Origin of the sequence: Rhodanobacter sp. MP7CTX1 (genome assembly GCF_014205795.1) — a bacterium.
GTDB lineage: Bacteria > Pseudomonadota > Gammaproteobacteria > Xanthomonadales > Rhodanobacteraceae > Rhodanobacter.
This window is the reverse complement of the sequence record NZ_JACHCN010000011.1, coordinates 55526-70254: the sequence shown is the minus strand read 5'-3', so window position 1 is coordinate 70254 and position 14729 is coordinate 55526. Positions and strand designations below refer to the sequence as shown.

The window sequence follows — 14729 nt, the reverse complement described above, 5'->3', positions numbered from 1 at the left end:
AAGATATTACGAACCTAACACTGTGTTCTTGCGCCAGTCAACCGGAATTTGCCATTTTCCAGCAGGCCGATTTCGAAGTGATGTGATGCTCGTTCGCATTGACGAGCCGCTCATTGGCTTAGGGGCCAACCCAGAATTTTTTAATTCAAGGAAACAAGGACCCCGCAACAGCCGGATGTCGACGCTAATTGCACGTTTGCGTTGTTCTGTCATGAGCGTGACGCTGTATCAATAGCTCCCCGCGATCGGATGCATCCGCTCCGGCCATTCGTCCGTACCTATCAACGACACACTGATAGGCAGACGTTCATGGCGCTCTCCAGACCGGTCTTGATCCCAATTTCACACGGGGCCAAGCCAGCAACACTCAATGCGGAAGTTGTCGATGCCCATGGGTCGTGGCTTAGCCGTAGTGTTCGACGCTGGATCGATACTGCCGCGAGTGACGAGCTTGACGAGGCAACCGCCGATCGCATCGACTGGCTGCGGACTGCGCCGTTCATTGCGATGCATCTGGCCTGCCTGTGCGTGTTCTGGGTGGGTGTGTCGCCGATCGCGTTGATCGTGGCAGCTGCGTTATATGTCGTACGCATGTTTGCGTTGACGGGTTTCTATCACCGCTATTTCTCGCACCGCACGTTTCAGACCTCGCGCACAGTGCAGTTTGTGTTTGCTTTGATCGGGGCCTCATGCGTGCAGCGTGGCCCCTTGTGGTGGGCGGCGCATCATCGCAACCACCATCGCCATGCCGACACGACGCGGGACCCGCATTCGCCGGGTGTGTATGGCTTCATCTGGAGTCATGTGGGCTGGTTTCTGACGCCACGCAACTTCCGCACGGACTTGTCGCGCGTGCCGGATCTGGCGAAGTTTCCCGAACTGCGCGTGCTGGATCGTTACGACACTTTGGTGCCGGTGATGCTGGCCGTGTGCCTGTATCTGCTGGGCGTACTGCTCAAGCACGTTGCGCCGCAGCTGGGCACCAGCGGCGGGCAGATGCTGGTGTGGGGCTTTTTCGTATCGACCATCGTGCTGTTCCACGCCACGGTGACCATCAACTCATTGGCGCATCGATTCGGCAGCCGTCGCTTCAATACCCGGGATGACAGCCGCAATAACGTGTGGCTGGCATTGCTCACGTTTGGCGAAGGCTGGCACAACAACCATCATTTCTTCCCTGGCTCAAGCCGCCAGGGTTTCCGCTGGTGGGAGATCGACCTGACCTGGTACGGGCTGCGGTTGATGTCGGCGCTGGGTCTGGTACGGGGCCTCAAGCCGGTGCCCGCCTGGGTGATGACGAAGGCGAGGGAGTAAGACATGCGTATCGCCGTTGTCGGATCGGGCATCGCAGGCATGGCTTCTGCGTGGCTGCTGTCGCGAAAGCATGAGGTGACGCTGTTCGAAGCCGGCAGCTATTTCGGCGGCCACACGCATACGCATGACGTCATGCAGCAAGGTGAAAACTATCGCATCGATAGCGGCTTCATCGTGCACAACCCGAGTCACTACCCACTGCTGACCCGACTGTTCGAGCAGCTCGGTGTGCAGTCGCAGCCGACGACGATGAGCTTCTCGGTGCACAACGAAGCCAGCGGGTTGGAATACAACGCAGCAACGCTGGATACGCTGTTCTGCCAGCGTCGCAACCTCTGCTCGCCGCGGTTTATCGGGATGGTGCGCGACCTGACGCGCTTCTATCGCGAGGCACCGGCGCTGCTGGACTTGCCTGGAGTGGGTCCATCGCTTGGCGATTACCTCGCCGAACACCGATACGGCGAAGCGTTTCGCGACGAGCATCTGGTGCCGATGGCTTCGGCGTTGTGGTCATCGCCGGCGACGCAGATCCTGCGCTTCCCTGCCCGCTATCTGGTGCAGTTCATGTCCAACCACCAGATGCTGCAGGTCACTGATCGGCCGCAGTGGCGGGTCGTGCGTGGCGGTTCATCGAACTATATCCATGCGCTGCGGGCGCGCTGGCCGGTCAATGAGCGCCTGAATTGCGCGGTGCGCTCGATCCGTCGCCACGTGGGTGGCGCCATGCTGGAAAGCGCTGCGGGCGTTGAACATTTCGATCAGGTCGTACTGGCCTGCCACAGCGACCAGGCCCTCGCCCTGCTGAGTGACGCGGACGAACGCGAGCACGCGATCCTTGGTGCCATGCCCTACCAGGCCAACGACACCATACTGCACACCGACGCCAGTGTGCTGCCCCGACGTCGCAAGGCGTGGGCTGCGTGGAATGCGTGGCTGCCACGCAACCCCGATGAGGCGTGCACCGTCAGTTACTGCATGAATCTGCTGCAGGGGATCGAATCGCCCGAACCCTTTGTGGTCACGCTCAATCGCACGGCAGCCATTGATCCGGACAAGGTGCTGGCGCGCATGCGTTATCAGCACCCTGTGTATAGCCACGCTTCGGTGGCTGCGCAGATGCGCAAGGCTGAAATCCAGGGACACCGGCGCACCTGGTTTGCAGGCGCATACTGGGGATGGGGTTTTCATGAGGATGGCATGCGCAGCGCGGTTGAGGTCGCCGCCGGTCTTGGAGTGCGCTGGCCGGGAGTGGCGTCTGCCCGCGATTCGCAGTCGCTTGGCCAGGAGATGGCAGCGTGAGTGTCGACGTGGCCAGCGCGACTTCACCACTGGCAAGCGCTATCTACGAAGGCGTGGTGCGTCACCGTCGACTCGCACCTCACCCGCATGTATTCGATTACAAGATGGCCCAGCTCTATCTGGATCTGGATGAAGTCGATCGTGCGTTCCAGCAGCGTTGGCTGTGGTCCAGCGAGCAACGCAACGTCGCACAGTTTCGCCGCAACGATTATCTCGGCCCGGTCGAGCTGTCGCTGACCGAAGCTGTGCGACAGCGCGTCGAACAGGCGACCGGGCAGCGGCCGATGGGGCCGATCCGTCTGCTCACGCACTTGCGTTACTTCGGTTATGTGTTCAATCCGGTCAGCTTCTACTACTGCTATGCCGAGGATGGCGAGACTCTGGTCTGCATCGTTGCCGAGATCACCAATATGCCGTGGCATGAACGCCATGCTTACGTGCTGCCGGTCGAAGCGGCGCAGTCGCACGGACGTGCGCTGCACTGGACGTTCCCCAAGAGCTTCCATGTATCCCCGTTCATGCCGATGTCGCGCGAGTACGAGTGGCGTTTCACGATTCCGTCCGACGACCTGCATGTGCACATGGATGTGCTGCGCGAAGGTCGGCGTGAGTTCGATGCCACCCTCACCCTGCAGCGCCAGCCTTTGAACAGCGCCTCGCTCGCCCGCGTGCTGTGGCGCTATCCGCTAATGACGGCACAAATTGTTGGCGCCATCCACTGGCAGGCGCTGCGACTGTGGCTGAAGCGCAATCCCGTCCACGATCACCCGCAACCGCTTTGAGGTTCGCATGAACGCCATCGTCAAACCCCGTGCTGCTGAATCCAGTCATGTCTTGTCGCCTTCGGCAGGCGCACGCTTTCTGCGCCAGCGCCTGCTGGCACAGATGGCTGGACTGCAGCATGGCCGGCTGATCATTCGTGATGCGTTGGGCACCGTCGAGTTGGGCACACCGGCAGCGCAGGAAACGGATCTCACGGTGCATATCGAAGTACTCGATCCCGCGTTCTATCGGGCCGTTGCCGCCAATGGCAGCGTCGGTGCAGGCGAGGCGTACATGGATGGACTCTGGTGCTGCAACAACCTGGTCGGGCTGATTCAGCTGCTCGTGCGCAATCGCGATCTGCTCGACGGCATGGAGACGGGATTGGCCCGGCTCGGCGGCGTGGCCATGCGTGCCTGGCACAGCTTGCAACGCAATACGCGCCACGGCAGCCGTCGAAATATTGCTGCTCACTACGATCTTGGGAACGATTTCTTCCAGCTGTTTCTGTCCCCTGACCTGATGTATTCCTCGGCGCTGTGGGACGGTACCGACGACACCCTGGACGCTGCCTCCACGCGCAAGCTCGAGCGCATCTGCCGCATGCTTGATCTCAAATCGAGCGACCGGGTGATCGAGATCGGCACCGGCTGGGGTGGCTTTGCGATCTACGCCGCCCGGCACTACGGCTGCCACGTCACGACCACGACGATCTCGCGCGAGCAGCATGCACTGGCCAGCCAGCGCGTCGCCGACGCGGGCATGAGCGAACATGTCACTCTGCTTCTTGAAGACTACCGTGACCTCCGCGGGACCTATGACAAGCTGGTATCGATCGAGATGGTCGAGGCGATCGGTGCGCCCTACCTCGATACCTATTTCCAGCAGCTCGGCCAACTGTTGAAGCCCGACGGCCTGGCACTGCTTCAGGCCATCACGATCGAGGATCACCGCTACGCGCAGGCGTTGAAGTCGGTCGACTTCATCAAGCGCCACGTGTTTCCCGGCAGTTTCATTCCGTCGATCCATGCACTGCTTGCAGCCAAAACGCGCAGCAGCGATCTGGCACTGGTCCAGCTGGAAGACTTCGGCGAGTCCTATGCGCGCACCTTGCAGGCGTGGCGCGAACGCTTCATGGCGCAGCTGCAGCAGGTGCAAGCGCAGGGCTTCGATGAGCGTTTCGTCCGGATGTGGGAGTTCTATCTGGCTTATTGCGAAGGCGGCTTCCGCCAGCGCTCGATCGGTGTGGCGCATCTGCTGCTGGCAAAACCGGGTCACCGACGATCGGTGCTGCCGTCAGCAAGCGCAGCCACAAAGGGCGAGCCTGCATGAAGTTCTGGCTCAGCCTCATCGGTTACGAACTGGTCTGGTTCTGCGCCGTGATTGGCGCCGAACACGGGCTGGCGTGGCCCGGCGTCCTCGGCATGCTGGTGTACGCGGCATGTCAGCTGGGGCTTGCGCGCCACTACAAGGCTGATGTGTCACTCATGCTGACGGCAGTGGCCATGGGGTTCGTGCTGGATGGTGGTTTGATACGCGCGGGGCTCGCCTGTTACGCGGCGCCGTGGCCATCGGCCACGCTGGCGCCGGCGTGGATCCTCGCGATGTGGGCTACGTTTGCGCTGACGTTTACGCAATCGCTGGCTTATCTGCAGACGCGCCTTTGGCTGGCAGCGTTGCTTGGAGCCATCGGTGGGCCACTGGCCTACCTGGGCGCGGCGCGCGGCTGGCACGTGGTGACCTTTGCCGATCCCATCTGGCATGCCCTGTTATGGCTGGGCATCGGGTGGGCGTTGGCGACACCCGCACTGGCATGGGTGGCAAAACGCTGGTCAACCAGCGTGATCGCGACATCGACTTCCCTGCAAGGTCACGCGCCATGAATCCATGGATCTCCTTGGCATGCCTGTGGGCGCTGGCGGCGCTGATGATGACGCTCGGTTGGTTGTGGCAGCGCCGCCACTCCAACGCAGGCATCGTTGATGTCTTGTGGGCCGGTGGCGTGGGCGGTGGATCGGTTTTCTTCGCACTGTACGGCGACGGTGCCGTCTGGCCACGCATCATCCTGGCCGTGCTTGGCGGTGCATGGGGTATCCGACTGGCCGCTCATCTGTGGACACGTGTCAGCGGTGAGCCCGAAGACGGCCGCTACCAGAATCTGCGCGCGCACTGGAACGGCAATCAGCTTTATTTTTTTCTGTTCTTCCAGTTCCAGGCGTTGCTGATTGCGCTGTTCTCCCTGCCTTTCCTTGCTGTGGCACGAAATCCTGCCAGGTTCGGTCCGTGGATGCTCGCAGCAATCGCGATCTGGCTGATCAGCGTCATCGGCGAGTCGATCGCCGACCGGCAACTCGCACGCTTTCGCGCCGATCCGGCCCATCACGGACGCACTTGCCGCGATGGCCTGTGGCGTTATTCGCGCCATCCCAACTATTTCTTTGAATGGATCCACTGGTTCGCCTACGTCTGTCTTGCGCTGGGCTCGCCCATCGCGTGGCTGGCCTGGTCGGGGCCGCTGGTGATGTATGTGTTCCTGCGTTGGATCAGCGGCATTCCGTATACCGAGACGCAGGCCTTGCGAAGCCGTGGCGACGACTACCGCGCCTATCAACGCAGCACATCGATGCTCATTCCCTGGTTTCCGAAGAGGAGCGAACCATGAATACCCATGCTGCCATCAGCGATGAATTGCCACAGGAACAAGCCGCCGGCGGACTGCTGGGTATGGCCGAGCGCGGTCGCCTGCCTGATGCCCTGTTGCGGCAGGGCATACGACGCATGTGCGCGCAACGCCTGCGTGAGGAACTGTCTGGGGGTCTGGATCATCAGGCGGCTCGCTTCGGCCAGCGCATCGACATGCTGCGCCATAGTCCCGTGGCGATTCATACTCAAGCCGCCAACGCACAGCACTACGAATTGCCGCCCGCCTTCTTCGAACTTTGCCTTGGCAAGCGCCTGAAGTATTCGGGCTGTTATTACCCGCGCGGCGACGAGTCGCTGGAACAGGCCGAGGAAGCCATGCTCAAGCTGTATGGCGTGCGTGCCGAACTTGCCGATGGGCAAAAGATTCTCGAGCTTGGTTGCGGTTGGGGCTCGCTCACGTTATGGATGGCCGAACGCTATCCGAACAGCAGGCTCACCGCCGTCTCGAACTCCCATCAGCAACGCGAATATATCGAGGCACAGTGCCGCAAGCGCGGGCTTTTCAACGTGCGTGTGATCACGCAGGACGTCAACCAGCTCGAACTGGAACCCGCGCAATTCGATCGCTGCGTGTCGGTCGAGATGTTCGAGCACATGCGTAACTATGAAATCTTGCTGGCCCGTATCGGAAGGTGGCTGCGACCCGGTGGCAAGTTATTCGTGCACATCTTTGCGCACAAGACCCTGATGTATCCGTTCGAGACGGCGGGTGAGGACAACTGGATGGGTCGGCATTTCTTTACCGGTGGGCTGATGCCTGCGTCCGACGCCCTGCTCTGGTTTCAGCGCGACCTGCAGATCGAGCAGCGCTGGCACGTCGACGGTACGCATTACCAACGCAGCGCCAATCACTGGCTCGCCAATCAGGATGCGCGCAAGGAGCTTGTAATGGCCACCTTGATCAAGGCTTATGGCACCAAGGCGGCACCGCTGTGGTTTCAGCGCTGGCGCATGTTCTGGATGTCATGTGCCGAATTGTTCGGTTATGCCGACGGTCAGGAGTGGCTGGTTGCGCACTACCGGTTTGTCCGTCCTGAATGAGCCCGTGATCCGCGCCGCAAGCACACGCATCACACGTTGGGAGTATGAAATGCAATTACCAAAATCACTGCTTATGGCTTGCGGTCTTGCGCTGCTAAGCGCTGTAGCCTTGGCGAACGACATGGCGCCCATCAAGCCAGTCGCCCATGTGGACCTTCCCCGGTTCATGGGTAAATGGTATGTAATCGCCTCGATACCTTCGTTCATAGAAAAGAAGGCATACAACGGCGTCGAGGCTTATCAGCTACAGCCCAACGGCAACGTTGAAACTTCGTTCCGCTACCGCAAGAACTCGTTCAACGATCCGGTGAAGACCATTCACTCGACCGGCTTCGTGACACCCAATACGGGCAATGCTGTCTGGGGCATCCAGCTGATCTGGCCATTGAAAGAGCAGTACCTCGTGGCTTATCTGGACGATAGCTACAGCGAGACGATCGTTGCTCGCGACAAGCGCGACTACGTCTGGATCATGGCGCGAACGCCAGCCATTGCGCAGGCTGACTACGATGCACTGGTGGCGCGCGTGAAGCAGTTTGGATACAAAGTCTCGGATATCCGCAAGATGCCCCAGGCTTGGCCAGAAACGGCGGAATGAGGCAGAGGCAACGACGTCTTGCAGGCGCTTTTGGTACGATGAAGCCCATCGGACTACAGGGCCAGCTCAGTCGCATCGCTAACGGCATGCCATCTTCAAGCCCCGCGTCTGCCACTGGTAGTTGTTTGCATGTCGGCCATTCCAGATACCTCCATTGAGACGATGACGGCCCATACGTCGCTATCCGATTTTTTGGCCAATCATCAGCGTCTGTTTTTGATTACTGGTGCAGGCTGCAGTACGGATTCGGGTATTCCCGATTACCGCGATGCCAAGGGTGACTGGAAGCGCACCCCTCCCGTGACCTATCAGGCGTTCGTTGGCGAACTGGCTACACGTCAGCGCTATTGGGCGCGCGGGCTGATTGGCTGGCGCAGATTTGGGCGAGCCTTACCCAACGCAACCCACCATGCGTTGGCCCGACTCGAGCAGCAAGGAAAGCTGACGCTGTTGCTTACGCAGAATGTCGATCGGCTGCATCAGGCCGCCGGCACGCGCAACGTGATCGATCTGCATGGCCGCATGGATGTCGTGCGCTGCCTGGGCTGCGAGCAACGAATGTCACGCGACGACTTCCAGTCCGAAATGTTGGAGATGAATTCCGCCTGGGCGGATCTGGATGCGACAGATGCACCCGACGGCGATGCAGATCTTGAAGTACAGGATTTCTCCAGCTTCGAAGTCCCTGCCTGCCATCATTGCGGTGGAGTGCTCAAGCCGGATGTGGTTTTCTTCGGGGAAAATGTGCCCAGGGATCGCGTGGATGCGGGCATGCAGGCGCTGCAGGACGCGGATGCCGTGCTGGTGGTCGGCTCATCGCTGATGGTGTTTTCGGGCTACCGCTTCGTCCATGCCGCCGCGCGCATGGGCAAGCCGATCGCTGCGGTGAACATGGGACATACCCGCGCCGACGCCCTGCTGACCCTGAAAATCGAACAGCCCTGCGCGCAGGCGCTGGCCTTCCTGTAGCGCTGCTGCTCAGCGTCGGGCGCGGAAAAAATCACGCAGCAGGCTGGCGGATTCTTCGGCGAGCAATCCACCGGCAACGTCGATCCGATGGTTATGCCGTTCGGAAATAAGCGTGTCGAACACGCTGCCGGCGGCGCCTGTCTTGGGGTCGGCCGCGGCATAGACCACGCGGTCGATGCGCGCATGAATCATCGCCATCGCGCACATCGAGCATGGCTCCAACGTGACATAAAGCGTGGCGCCGGACAGCCGATGGTTCGCGAGCTTTTCGCCAGCCGCGCGCATGGCCTGGATTTCGGCATGAGCTGTGGGGTCGTGCAACGTAATGTTGCGGTTCCAACCGAGACCGATGATCTCCCCACCCTGCACCAGCACGGCCCCCACCGGCACCTCATTTTCGGCGTCGCGTGCGTGCGCGGCGAGCTGCAAGGCGCGCTGCATGTGCAGCACGTCCTCGGTCGAAAATGCCGCGGGTGATTCGATAATTTCGTCATTCATTTCAATGCATTATGAATACAACATGAGAAAGCCGGCAAGGCGCCGGCTTTCATCAACGCACGCAAGCCCTTGATTTTGTTATTCCCACTCGATGGTGGCCGGCGGCTTGCCACTGATGTCATAAACTACACGAGAAACACCGCGTAACTCATTGATAATTCTATTTGATACCTTGCCGAGAAACTCGTACGGCAGGTGTGCCCAGTGGGCCGTCATGAAATCGATGGTCTCCACCGCACGCAGCGCAATCACCCACTCGTAGGCGCGTGCGTCGCCGACGACGCCCACTGACTTCACTGGCAGGAATACCGCAAATGCCTGACTGGTCTTGTCGTACAGATCCGCCTTGCGCAGCTCGTCGATGAAGATCGCATCGGCGCGTGCCAGCAACTCGGCATATTCGGGCTTCACTTCGCCGAGGATGCGCACGCCCAATCCCGGACCCGGGAACGGATGACGGTAGACCATCGCACGCGGCAGGCCGAGTTCCACGCCGATCCGGCGCACCTCGTCCTTGAACAATTCGCGCAGCGGTTCGACCAGCTTGAGCTTCATGTGCGCCGGCAGACCGCCGACGTTGTGGTGGCTCTTGATGACGTGGGCCTTGCCGGTCTTGCTGCCGGCGGACTCAATCACGTCGGGATAGATAGTCCCTTGCGCCAGCCACTTCACGTTGCTGCCGTCGGCCGTGATCTTGCTCGATTCCTCGTCAAAGATATCCACGAACAAGCCGCCGATGATCTTGCGCTTCGCTTCCGGGTCAGCCACACCGGCGAGCGCACTGAAATAGCGCTCGGCCGCGTTGACGCGGATCACCTTGATGCCCATGCCGTGCTCGTCGGAGTCGGCCATGGTGGCCATCACCTGGTCGCCTTCCTGCCAGCGCAGCAGGCCGGTATCGACGAACACGCACGTCAGCCGATCACCAATGGCCCGGTGCAGCAACGCGGCAACCACCGAGGAATCCACACCACCGGACAGGCCGAGCAATACATGGTCATTGCCGACCAACTCGCGTACACGGGCAATCTGGTCGTCGATGATGTTGGCGGCAGTCCACAACGTGGCGCAGCCGCAGATCTCGGTGATGAAGCGCTTCAGCAGCGCCCCGCCCTGCTTTGTATGCGTCACCTCCGGATGGAACTGCACGCCATACCAGCGCTTGGCGTCGTTCTCCATCACGGCGACCGGAATACGGTCGGTGCTTCCGGTGATGACAAAGCCCGGCGGCGCCTTGGCGACGTGATCGCCATGGCTCATCCAGACGTCGAGTCGGTGATTGCCTGCATGGTCACTCAAGCCGTCAAACAGGCGGCTGGGCGCCACGATGTCCACTTCGGCATGACCGAACTCACGCGCATCGGCAGCCTCGGTTGCACCACCGAGTTGCGCGGCCATGGTTTGCATGCCGTAGCAGATGCCGAGGATCGGTGTGCCAGCATCGAATACCTGCTGCGGCGCTGTCGGCGCGCCTTCCAGCGTGGTCGATTCCGGACCACCGGACAGGATGATGCCCTTCGCACCAAATGCAGCGATCTGCGCCGGATCATGATCCCAGGCCCAGATCTCGCAATACACGCCAAGCTCGCGGATACGGCGCGCAATCAGCTGCGTGTACTGCGCGCCGAAATCGAGAATGAGGATCTTGTCGCTATGGATGTTGGTCATGGGGCCAAGGCTCAGAACAGGGACGAGGGACGAGTAGCAAGGGCGTTGGATTGGCGATCACGGCAAGCGATCGCGTTTCAGGCACTGGAGCCAGGAACCAGCGAGGACGCCTAATCAGGCGCCCTCGCTACTCGTCCCTCGTCCCTCGCACTTCAGGAATTCAGCCGATAGTTCGGCGCTTCCTTGGTGATCTGGATATCGTGCGGATGCGCTTCGGTGACACCCGCAGCGGTCACTTTGACGAACTGCGCGTTATTGCGCACGTCGTCGATCGTGGCCGTGCCCAGGTAACCCATCGAGGCACGCAAGCCGCCAATCAGCTGATGGATGATGTTGCGCAGCGGACCGCGATACGGCACCCGGCCCTCGATACCTTCGGGTACCAGCTTGTCGGCATCGGCTTCATCCTGGAAGTAGCGATCCTTCGAACCCAGCTGCATCGCGCCGATCGAGCCCATACCGCGATAGCTCTTGTACGAACGACCCTGGAACAACTCCACTTCGCCCGGCGATTCCTCGGTACCGGCGAACATCGAGCCGAGCATGACCGTGGATGCACCGGCAGCGAGTGCCTTCGGGATGTCGCCGGAGTAACGGATGCCGCCATCGGCGATCAGCGGAATCTCGTCCTTCAGTGCGGTGGCGACCAGGTCGATCGCGGTGATCTGCGGCACGCCTACGCCGGCGACCACGCGGGTGGTGCAGATCGAGCCCGGGCCCACGCCAACCTTGACCGCATCGACGCCTGCATCGAGCAACGCTCGCGCCGCCTCGCCAGTGACGATGTTTCCGGCGATCACCTGCACCTGTGGGTAGTGTTTCTTGACCCAGCCAGCACGCTCGATCACACCCTGCGAATGGCCATGCGCGGTGTCCACCACCAGCACGTCCACACCGGCATCGACCAGCGCGGCGATGCGCTGCTCGGTATCGCCGCCCACGCCCACCGCGGCGCCGACCAATAGCGCTTCGTGCTTGTCCTTCGCAGCATGCGGATTATCGCGCGCCTTCTGGATGTCCTTGACAGTGATCAGTCCGCGCAACTGAAACGCATCGTTGACCACCAGCACTTTCTCGATGCGGTGCTTGTGCAGCAACAGCAGCACGTCGTCCTGGCTGGCGCCCTCGCGTACCGTCACGAGCTTGTCCTGGCGGGTCATGATGTTGCGCACCGGATCGTCGTGCTTGCGCTCGAAGCGCAGGTCGCGACTGGTGACGATGCCGACCAGCTTGGCGCCATCGACCACCGGCACGCCGGAGATGTTGTGCGCGTGGGTCAGGCGCAGCACTTCGCGGATCGAGGTATCGGGTCCAACGGTGATCGGGCTACGGATGACGCCGGCCTCGAACTTCTTGACCAAGCGCACTTCGGCGGCTTGTTGCTCAGCCGTCATGTTCTTGTGGATGATACCGATGCCGCCATTTTGCGCCATGGTGATGGCGAGTCGGGCTTCGGTAACCGTGTCCATGGCAGCGGACACGATGGGAATGTTCAGCCGCAGGTTGCGCGTCAGTCGGGTCGAGGTGTCCACGTCGCGTGGCAGCACGACCGAATGGGCCGGAACAAGGAAGACGTCGTCGTAGGTCAGGGCCTCGGCGAGGATGCGCATGCGAAAAGTCCCGCTGCAAAGAGGGAATTATACGCGCCCTGCCGTGATGCTCGCCAGATCTGGAGCTGAACGCCGAGTCAGATCAGGCCTTTTGGCTGAGTGCGGTACGTGCCTCAGCCGCTTCCAGCGTGTTCTCGATCAGCGTAGCGACCGTCATCGGGCCGACCCCGCCAGGGACTGGAGTGATCCAGCTGGCCTGCTTGGCCGCCGCATCGAAATCCACATCGCCCACCAGCCGGCCATCGTCGAGGCGGTTGATGCCAACATCGATCGCCACCGCGCCAGGCTTGATCCAGTCACCCTTGACCAGCCCCGGCTTGCCCACCGCCACGACCAGGATATCCGCCTGCCGCACGAAGCCTTCCAGGTCGCGGGTAAAGCGGTGACAGCTGGTGGTGGTGCAACCGGCGATCATCAGCTCCAGCACCAGCGGACGCCCGACGTGATTGGACACGCCAACCACGACGGCATGCTGGCCGCGTACCGGCCGGTCGGTATGGCCAAGGAGGGTCATCACGCCTTTCGGCGTGCACGGGCGCAAGCCGAATCGGCGCAACGCGAGGCGGCCTACGTTCACCGCCTGGAAACCATCCACGTCCTTGTCCGGATCAATGCGGTCGACCAGCGCGTCTTCGTCGATATGGTGCGGCAGCGGTGACTGCACCAGGATGCCGTGCACGTCCGGATCGGCATTCAGCCGGTCGATCAGCTCAAACAGTTCAGCCTGCGTCGTGTTCGACGGCAGGTCGTAGTCGAACGAACGGAACCCGACCTGATGGCAGGCCTTGCGCTTGTTGCGTACGTAAACCGACGAGGCGGCATCGTCGCCCACCAGCACCACCGCCAGTCCTGGTGCGGCCTGCCCCTGCGCCAGCCGCTGGGTGACGCGCTTGCTGACTCTCTCCAGCAATTCCTGTGCGATGCGTTTGCCGTCGAGGATGCGTGCGCTCATGGGGATGCCTTGCAGGAGATGACTCATTATCGCGGCTCGTCCACACCCGCACAAACAGCCAGTCGCGAACAGGCAGCTCAGTTTGCGGCAGCGCAGAGCTCGGCAATGTCCTCGTAACCGCGAAAGACGACCGCGCGACCACAGCCCGGGCAATCCGGATCCCGAGGCAGCCGGGTCTCGCGAAAGTGCATGCCGAGCGCGTCGAATGCAAGCAAACGGCCAACCAGCGGCTCGCCCAGTTCGAGCAGCAACTTCAAAGCCTCGGTCGCTTGCAGCAACCCGACCATGCCCGGCAGCACGCCGAGTACGCCGGCCTCGCTGCAATTTGGCGCGTCGGTGGCAGCCGGCGGTTCGGGGAACAGGCAGCGGTAACACGGTGAATCGTCACGACGCGGATCGAACACGCTGACCTGCCCGGTGAAACGCTCCACAGCGCCATACACCATCGGCATTTTCAATCGAAGCGATGCAGCGGCCAGCAGGTAGCGCGCAGGAAAATTGTCGGCGCCATCGATCAGCAGGTCATGTCCGGCAAGCAGCCGCTCCACATTGTTCGCCTGCAAGCGCTCGGTGCATGTTTCGATGCGGATGCGCGGATTGAGCGCTTGTAGTGCGATCCGCGCTGACTCGGTCTTGGCCATGCCGACCCGTGCATCCGCATGGATGATCTGGCGATGCAGGTTGGAACGCTCAACTTTGTCGTCATCGATCAGCGTGAGCTTGCCCACGCCAGCGGCGGCCAGGTACAGCGCGACCGGCGCACCGAGGCCACCAGCGCCAAGCACAACCACCTTCGCCGCCGTCAGTCGGGCCTGCCCTGCCTCGCCCACCTGTGGCAGGCGCAGCTGGCGCGCGTAACGATCCACGGCATCCACGTCGAGCGTGCCGCTGGAGATCGGCAAGCCTTCGGTCTTCCAGCGGCCGAAGCCGCCCGCTACCGAACTGACCTGGCGATAGCCCATCCGCAGCAATGCCTCGGCAGCGAGCAGCGAGCGCTGCCCGCTGCCGCACAGCAACAGCAGGGGACGGTTGCGATCGGCCTCGATCTGTTCGATGCGCAATTCGAGGAATCCGCGGGATAGGCCGAGCGCATTGGCGGGCATGCCCGTCGCGCGTTCGGCGTCTTCCCGCACGTCGACCAGCAAGGCGCCTTGCGCCTGCTGAGCCAGTGCTTGCACCGGCGTTATTTCAGCAATGCGTTCGCGCAACGCGTCGAGCCAGGCTTCGCGATTCAGTGGTTCGCTCATGGGGTCAGTCTACGAGAAGCTGACGGGCGTGTGCTTGCGGACGATGACGGCACCGGATCACAGCAGAC

The 14729-nt window shown here is 61.6% G+C and carries 14 protein-coding genes; 9 read left to right on the top strand and 5 right to left on the bottom strand.

What is annotated here, in order from left to right; all coding sequences use genetic code 11:
- Positions 1-309: 309 nt before the first annotated feature.
- The 9 genes from HDE77_RS14000 to HDE77_RS13960 all read left to right on the top strand — a co-directional run bounded on the left by HDE77_RS14000 (position 310) and on the right by HDE77_RS13960 (position 8686).
- Positions 310-1314 carry a fatty acid desaturase gene (locus HDE77_RS14000; RefSeq protein ID WP_184418166.1) on the top strand — a complete coding sequence of 335 codons (1005 nt, stop codon included), beginning with the start codon at positions 310-312 and terminating at the stop codon, positions 1312-1314.
- 3 nt (positions 1315-1317) lie between these two features.
- Entirely contained in the window at positions 1318-2613 is a 1296-nt protein-coding gene (locus HDE77_RS13995) for an FAD-dependent oxidoreductase (protein WP_184418164.1), read from the top strand.
- The gene (locus HDE77_RS13990) at positions 2610-3395 is read left to right on the top strand and encodes a DUF1365 domain-containing protein (RefSeq protein WP_343206117.1); all 786 of its coding nucleotides are present in this window, start codon (positions 2610-2612) and stop codon (positions 3393-3395) included. Before HDE77_RS13995 ends, HDE77_RS13990 begins: the two co-directional genes overlap by 4 nt.
- 7 nt (positions 3396-3402) lie before the next feature.
- Entirely contained in the window at positions 3403-4707 is a 1305-nt protein-coding gene (locus tag HDE77_RS13985) for a cyclopropane-fatty-acyl-phospholipid synthase family protein (protein ID WP_184418162.1), read from the top strand.
- Positions 4704-5258 carry a DUF2878 domain-containing protein gene (locus HDE77_RS13980; protein WP_184418160.1) on the top strand — a complete coding sequence of 185 codons (555 nt, stop codon included), beginning with the start codon at positions 4704-4706 and terminating at the stop codon, positions 5256-5258. The genes HDE77_RS13985 and HDE77_RS13980 overlap by 4 nt, the downstream gene beginning before the upstream one ends.
- Positions 5255-6037: a DUF1295 domain-containing protein gene (locus tag HDE77_RS13975; protein WP_184418158.1), complete on the top strand. Its 783-nt coding sequence runs from the start codon at positions 5255-5257 to the stop codon at positions 6035-6037. Before HDE77_RS13980 ends, HDE77_RS13975 begins: the two co-directional genes overlap by 4 nt.
- A gap of 62 nt (positions 6038-6099) precedes the next feature.
- The gene (locus tag HDE77_RS13970) at positions 6100-7119 is read left to right on the top strand and encodes a class I SAM-dependent methyltransferase (RefSeq protein ID WP_255482727.1); all 1020 of its coding nucleotides are present in this window, start codon (positions 6100-6102) and stop codon (positions 7117-7119) included.
- A gap of 4 nt (positions 7120-7123) precedes the next feature.
- Entirely contained in the window at positions 7124-7717 is a 594-nt protein-coding gene (locus HDE77_RS13965; protein WP_343206116.1) for a lipocalin family protein, read from the top strand.
- A 129-nt stretch (positions 7718-7846) separates the two neighbouring features.
- Positions 7847-8686, top strand: coding sequence for an NAD-dependent protein deacetylase (locus HDE77_RS13960; protein ID WP_255482721.1), 840 nt, complete (start codon positions 7847-7849; stop codon positions 8684-8686).
- Between the two features lie 9 nt (positions 8687-8695).
- Here HDE77_RS13960 and tadA read toward each other — a convergent pair whose 3' ends face one another.
- The 5 genes from tadA to moeB form a co-directional block, all read right to left on the bottom strand.
- Positions 8696-9184: a tRNA adenosine(34) deaminase TadA gene (gene tadA / locus HDE77_RS13955; RefSeq protein WP_184418153.1), complete on the bottom strand. Its 489-nt coding sequence runs from the start codon at positions 9182-9184 to the stop codon at positions 8696-8698.
- A 78-nt stretch (positions 9185-9262) separates the two neighbouring features.
- A complete protein-coding gene (gene guaA, locus HDE77_RS13950; RefSeq protein ID WP_184418151.1) occupies positions 9263-10852 on the bottom strand; it encodes a glutamine-hydrolyzing GMP synthase in 1590 nt (529 codons plus the stop codon).
- Between the two features lie 152 nt (positions 10853-11004).
- On the bottom strand, positions 11005-12462 hold the full coding sequence (gene guaB, locus HDE77_RS13945) for an IMP dehydrogenase (RefSeq protein ID WP_184418149.1): 1458 nt from the start codon (positions 12460-12462) through the stop codon (positions 11005-11007).
- Positions 12463-12544: 82 nt separating this feature from the next.
- On the bottom strand, positions 12545-13414 hold the full coding sequence (gene folD, locus HDE77_RS13940) for a bifunctional methylenetetrahydrofolate dehydrogenase/methenyltetrahydrofolate cyclohydrolase FolD (protein WP_184418147.1): 870 nt from the start codon (positions 13412-13414) through the stop codon (positions 12545-12547).
- Between the two features lie 77 nt (positions 13415-13491).
- Positions 13492-14661, bottom strand: a complete 1170-nt coding sequence (moeB, locus tag HDE77_RS13935; protein WP_184418145.1) for a molybdopterin-synthase adenylyltransferase MoeB — start codon at positions 14659-14661, stop codon at positions 13492-13494.
- Between the last annotated feature and the right edge of the window lie 68 nt (positions 14662-14729).

Coding starts and splice junctions, on each gene's coding strand:
- HDE77_RS14000 (WP_184418166.1), top strand. CDS start 310: ATGGCGCTCTCCAGACCGGTCTTGATCCCAATTTCACACGGGGCCAAG.
- HDE77_RS13995 (WP_184418164.1), top strand. CDS start 1,318: ATGCGTATCGCCGTTGTCGGATCGGGCATCGCAGGCATGGCTTCTGCG.
- HDE77_RS13985 (WP_184418162.1), top strand. CDS start 3,403: ATGAACGCCATCGTCAAACCCCGTGCTGCTGAATCCAGTCATGTCTTG.
- HDE77_RS13980 (WP_184418160.1), top strand. CDS start 4,704: ATGAAGTTCTGGCTCAGCCTCATCGGTTACGAACTGGTCTGGTTCTGC.
- HDE77_RS13975 (WP_184418158.1), top strand. CDS start 5,255: ATGAATCCATGGATCTCCTTGGCATGCCTGTGGGCGCTGGCGGCGCTG.
- HDE77_RS13970 (WP_255482727.1), top strand. CDS start 6,100: ATGGCCGAGCGCGGTCGCCTGCCTGATGCCCTGTTGCGGCAGGGCATA.
- HDE77_RS13960 (WP_255482721.1), top strand. CDS start 7,847: ATGTCGGCCATTCCAGATACCTCCATTGAGACGATGACGGCCCATACG.
- tadA (WP_184418153.1), bottom strand. CDS start 9,184: ATGAATGACGAAATTATCGAATCACCCGCGGCATTTTCGACCGAGGAC.
- guaA (WP_184418151.1), bottom strand. CDS start 10,852: ATGACCAACATCCATAGCGACAAGATCCTCATTCTCGATTTCGGCGCG.
- guaB (WP_184418149.1), bottom strand. CDS start 12,462: ATGCGCATCCTCGCCGAGGCCCTGACCTACGACGACGTCTTCCTTGTT.
- folD (WP_184418147.1), bottom strand. CDS start 13,414: ATGAGCGCACGCATCCTCGACGGCAAACGCATCGCACAGGAATTGCTG.
- moeB (WP_184418145.1), bottom strand. CDS start 14,661: ATGAGCGAACCACTGAATCGCGAAGCCTGGCTCGACGCGTTGCGCGAA.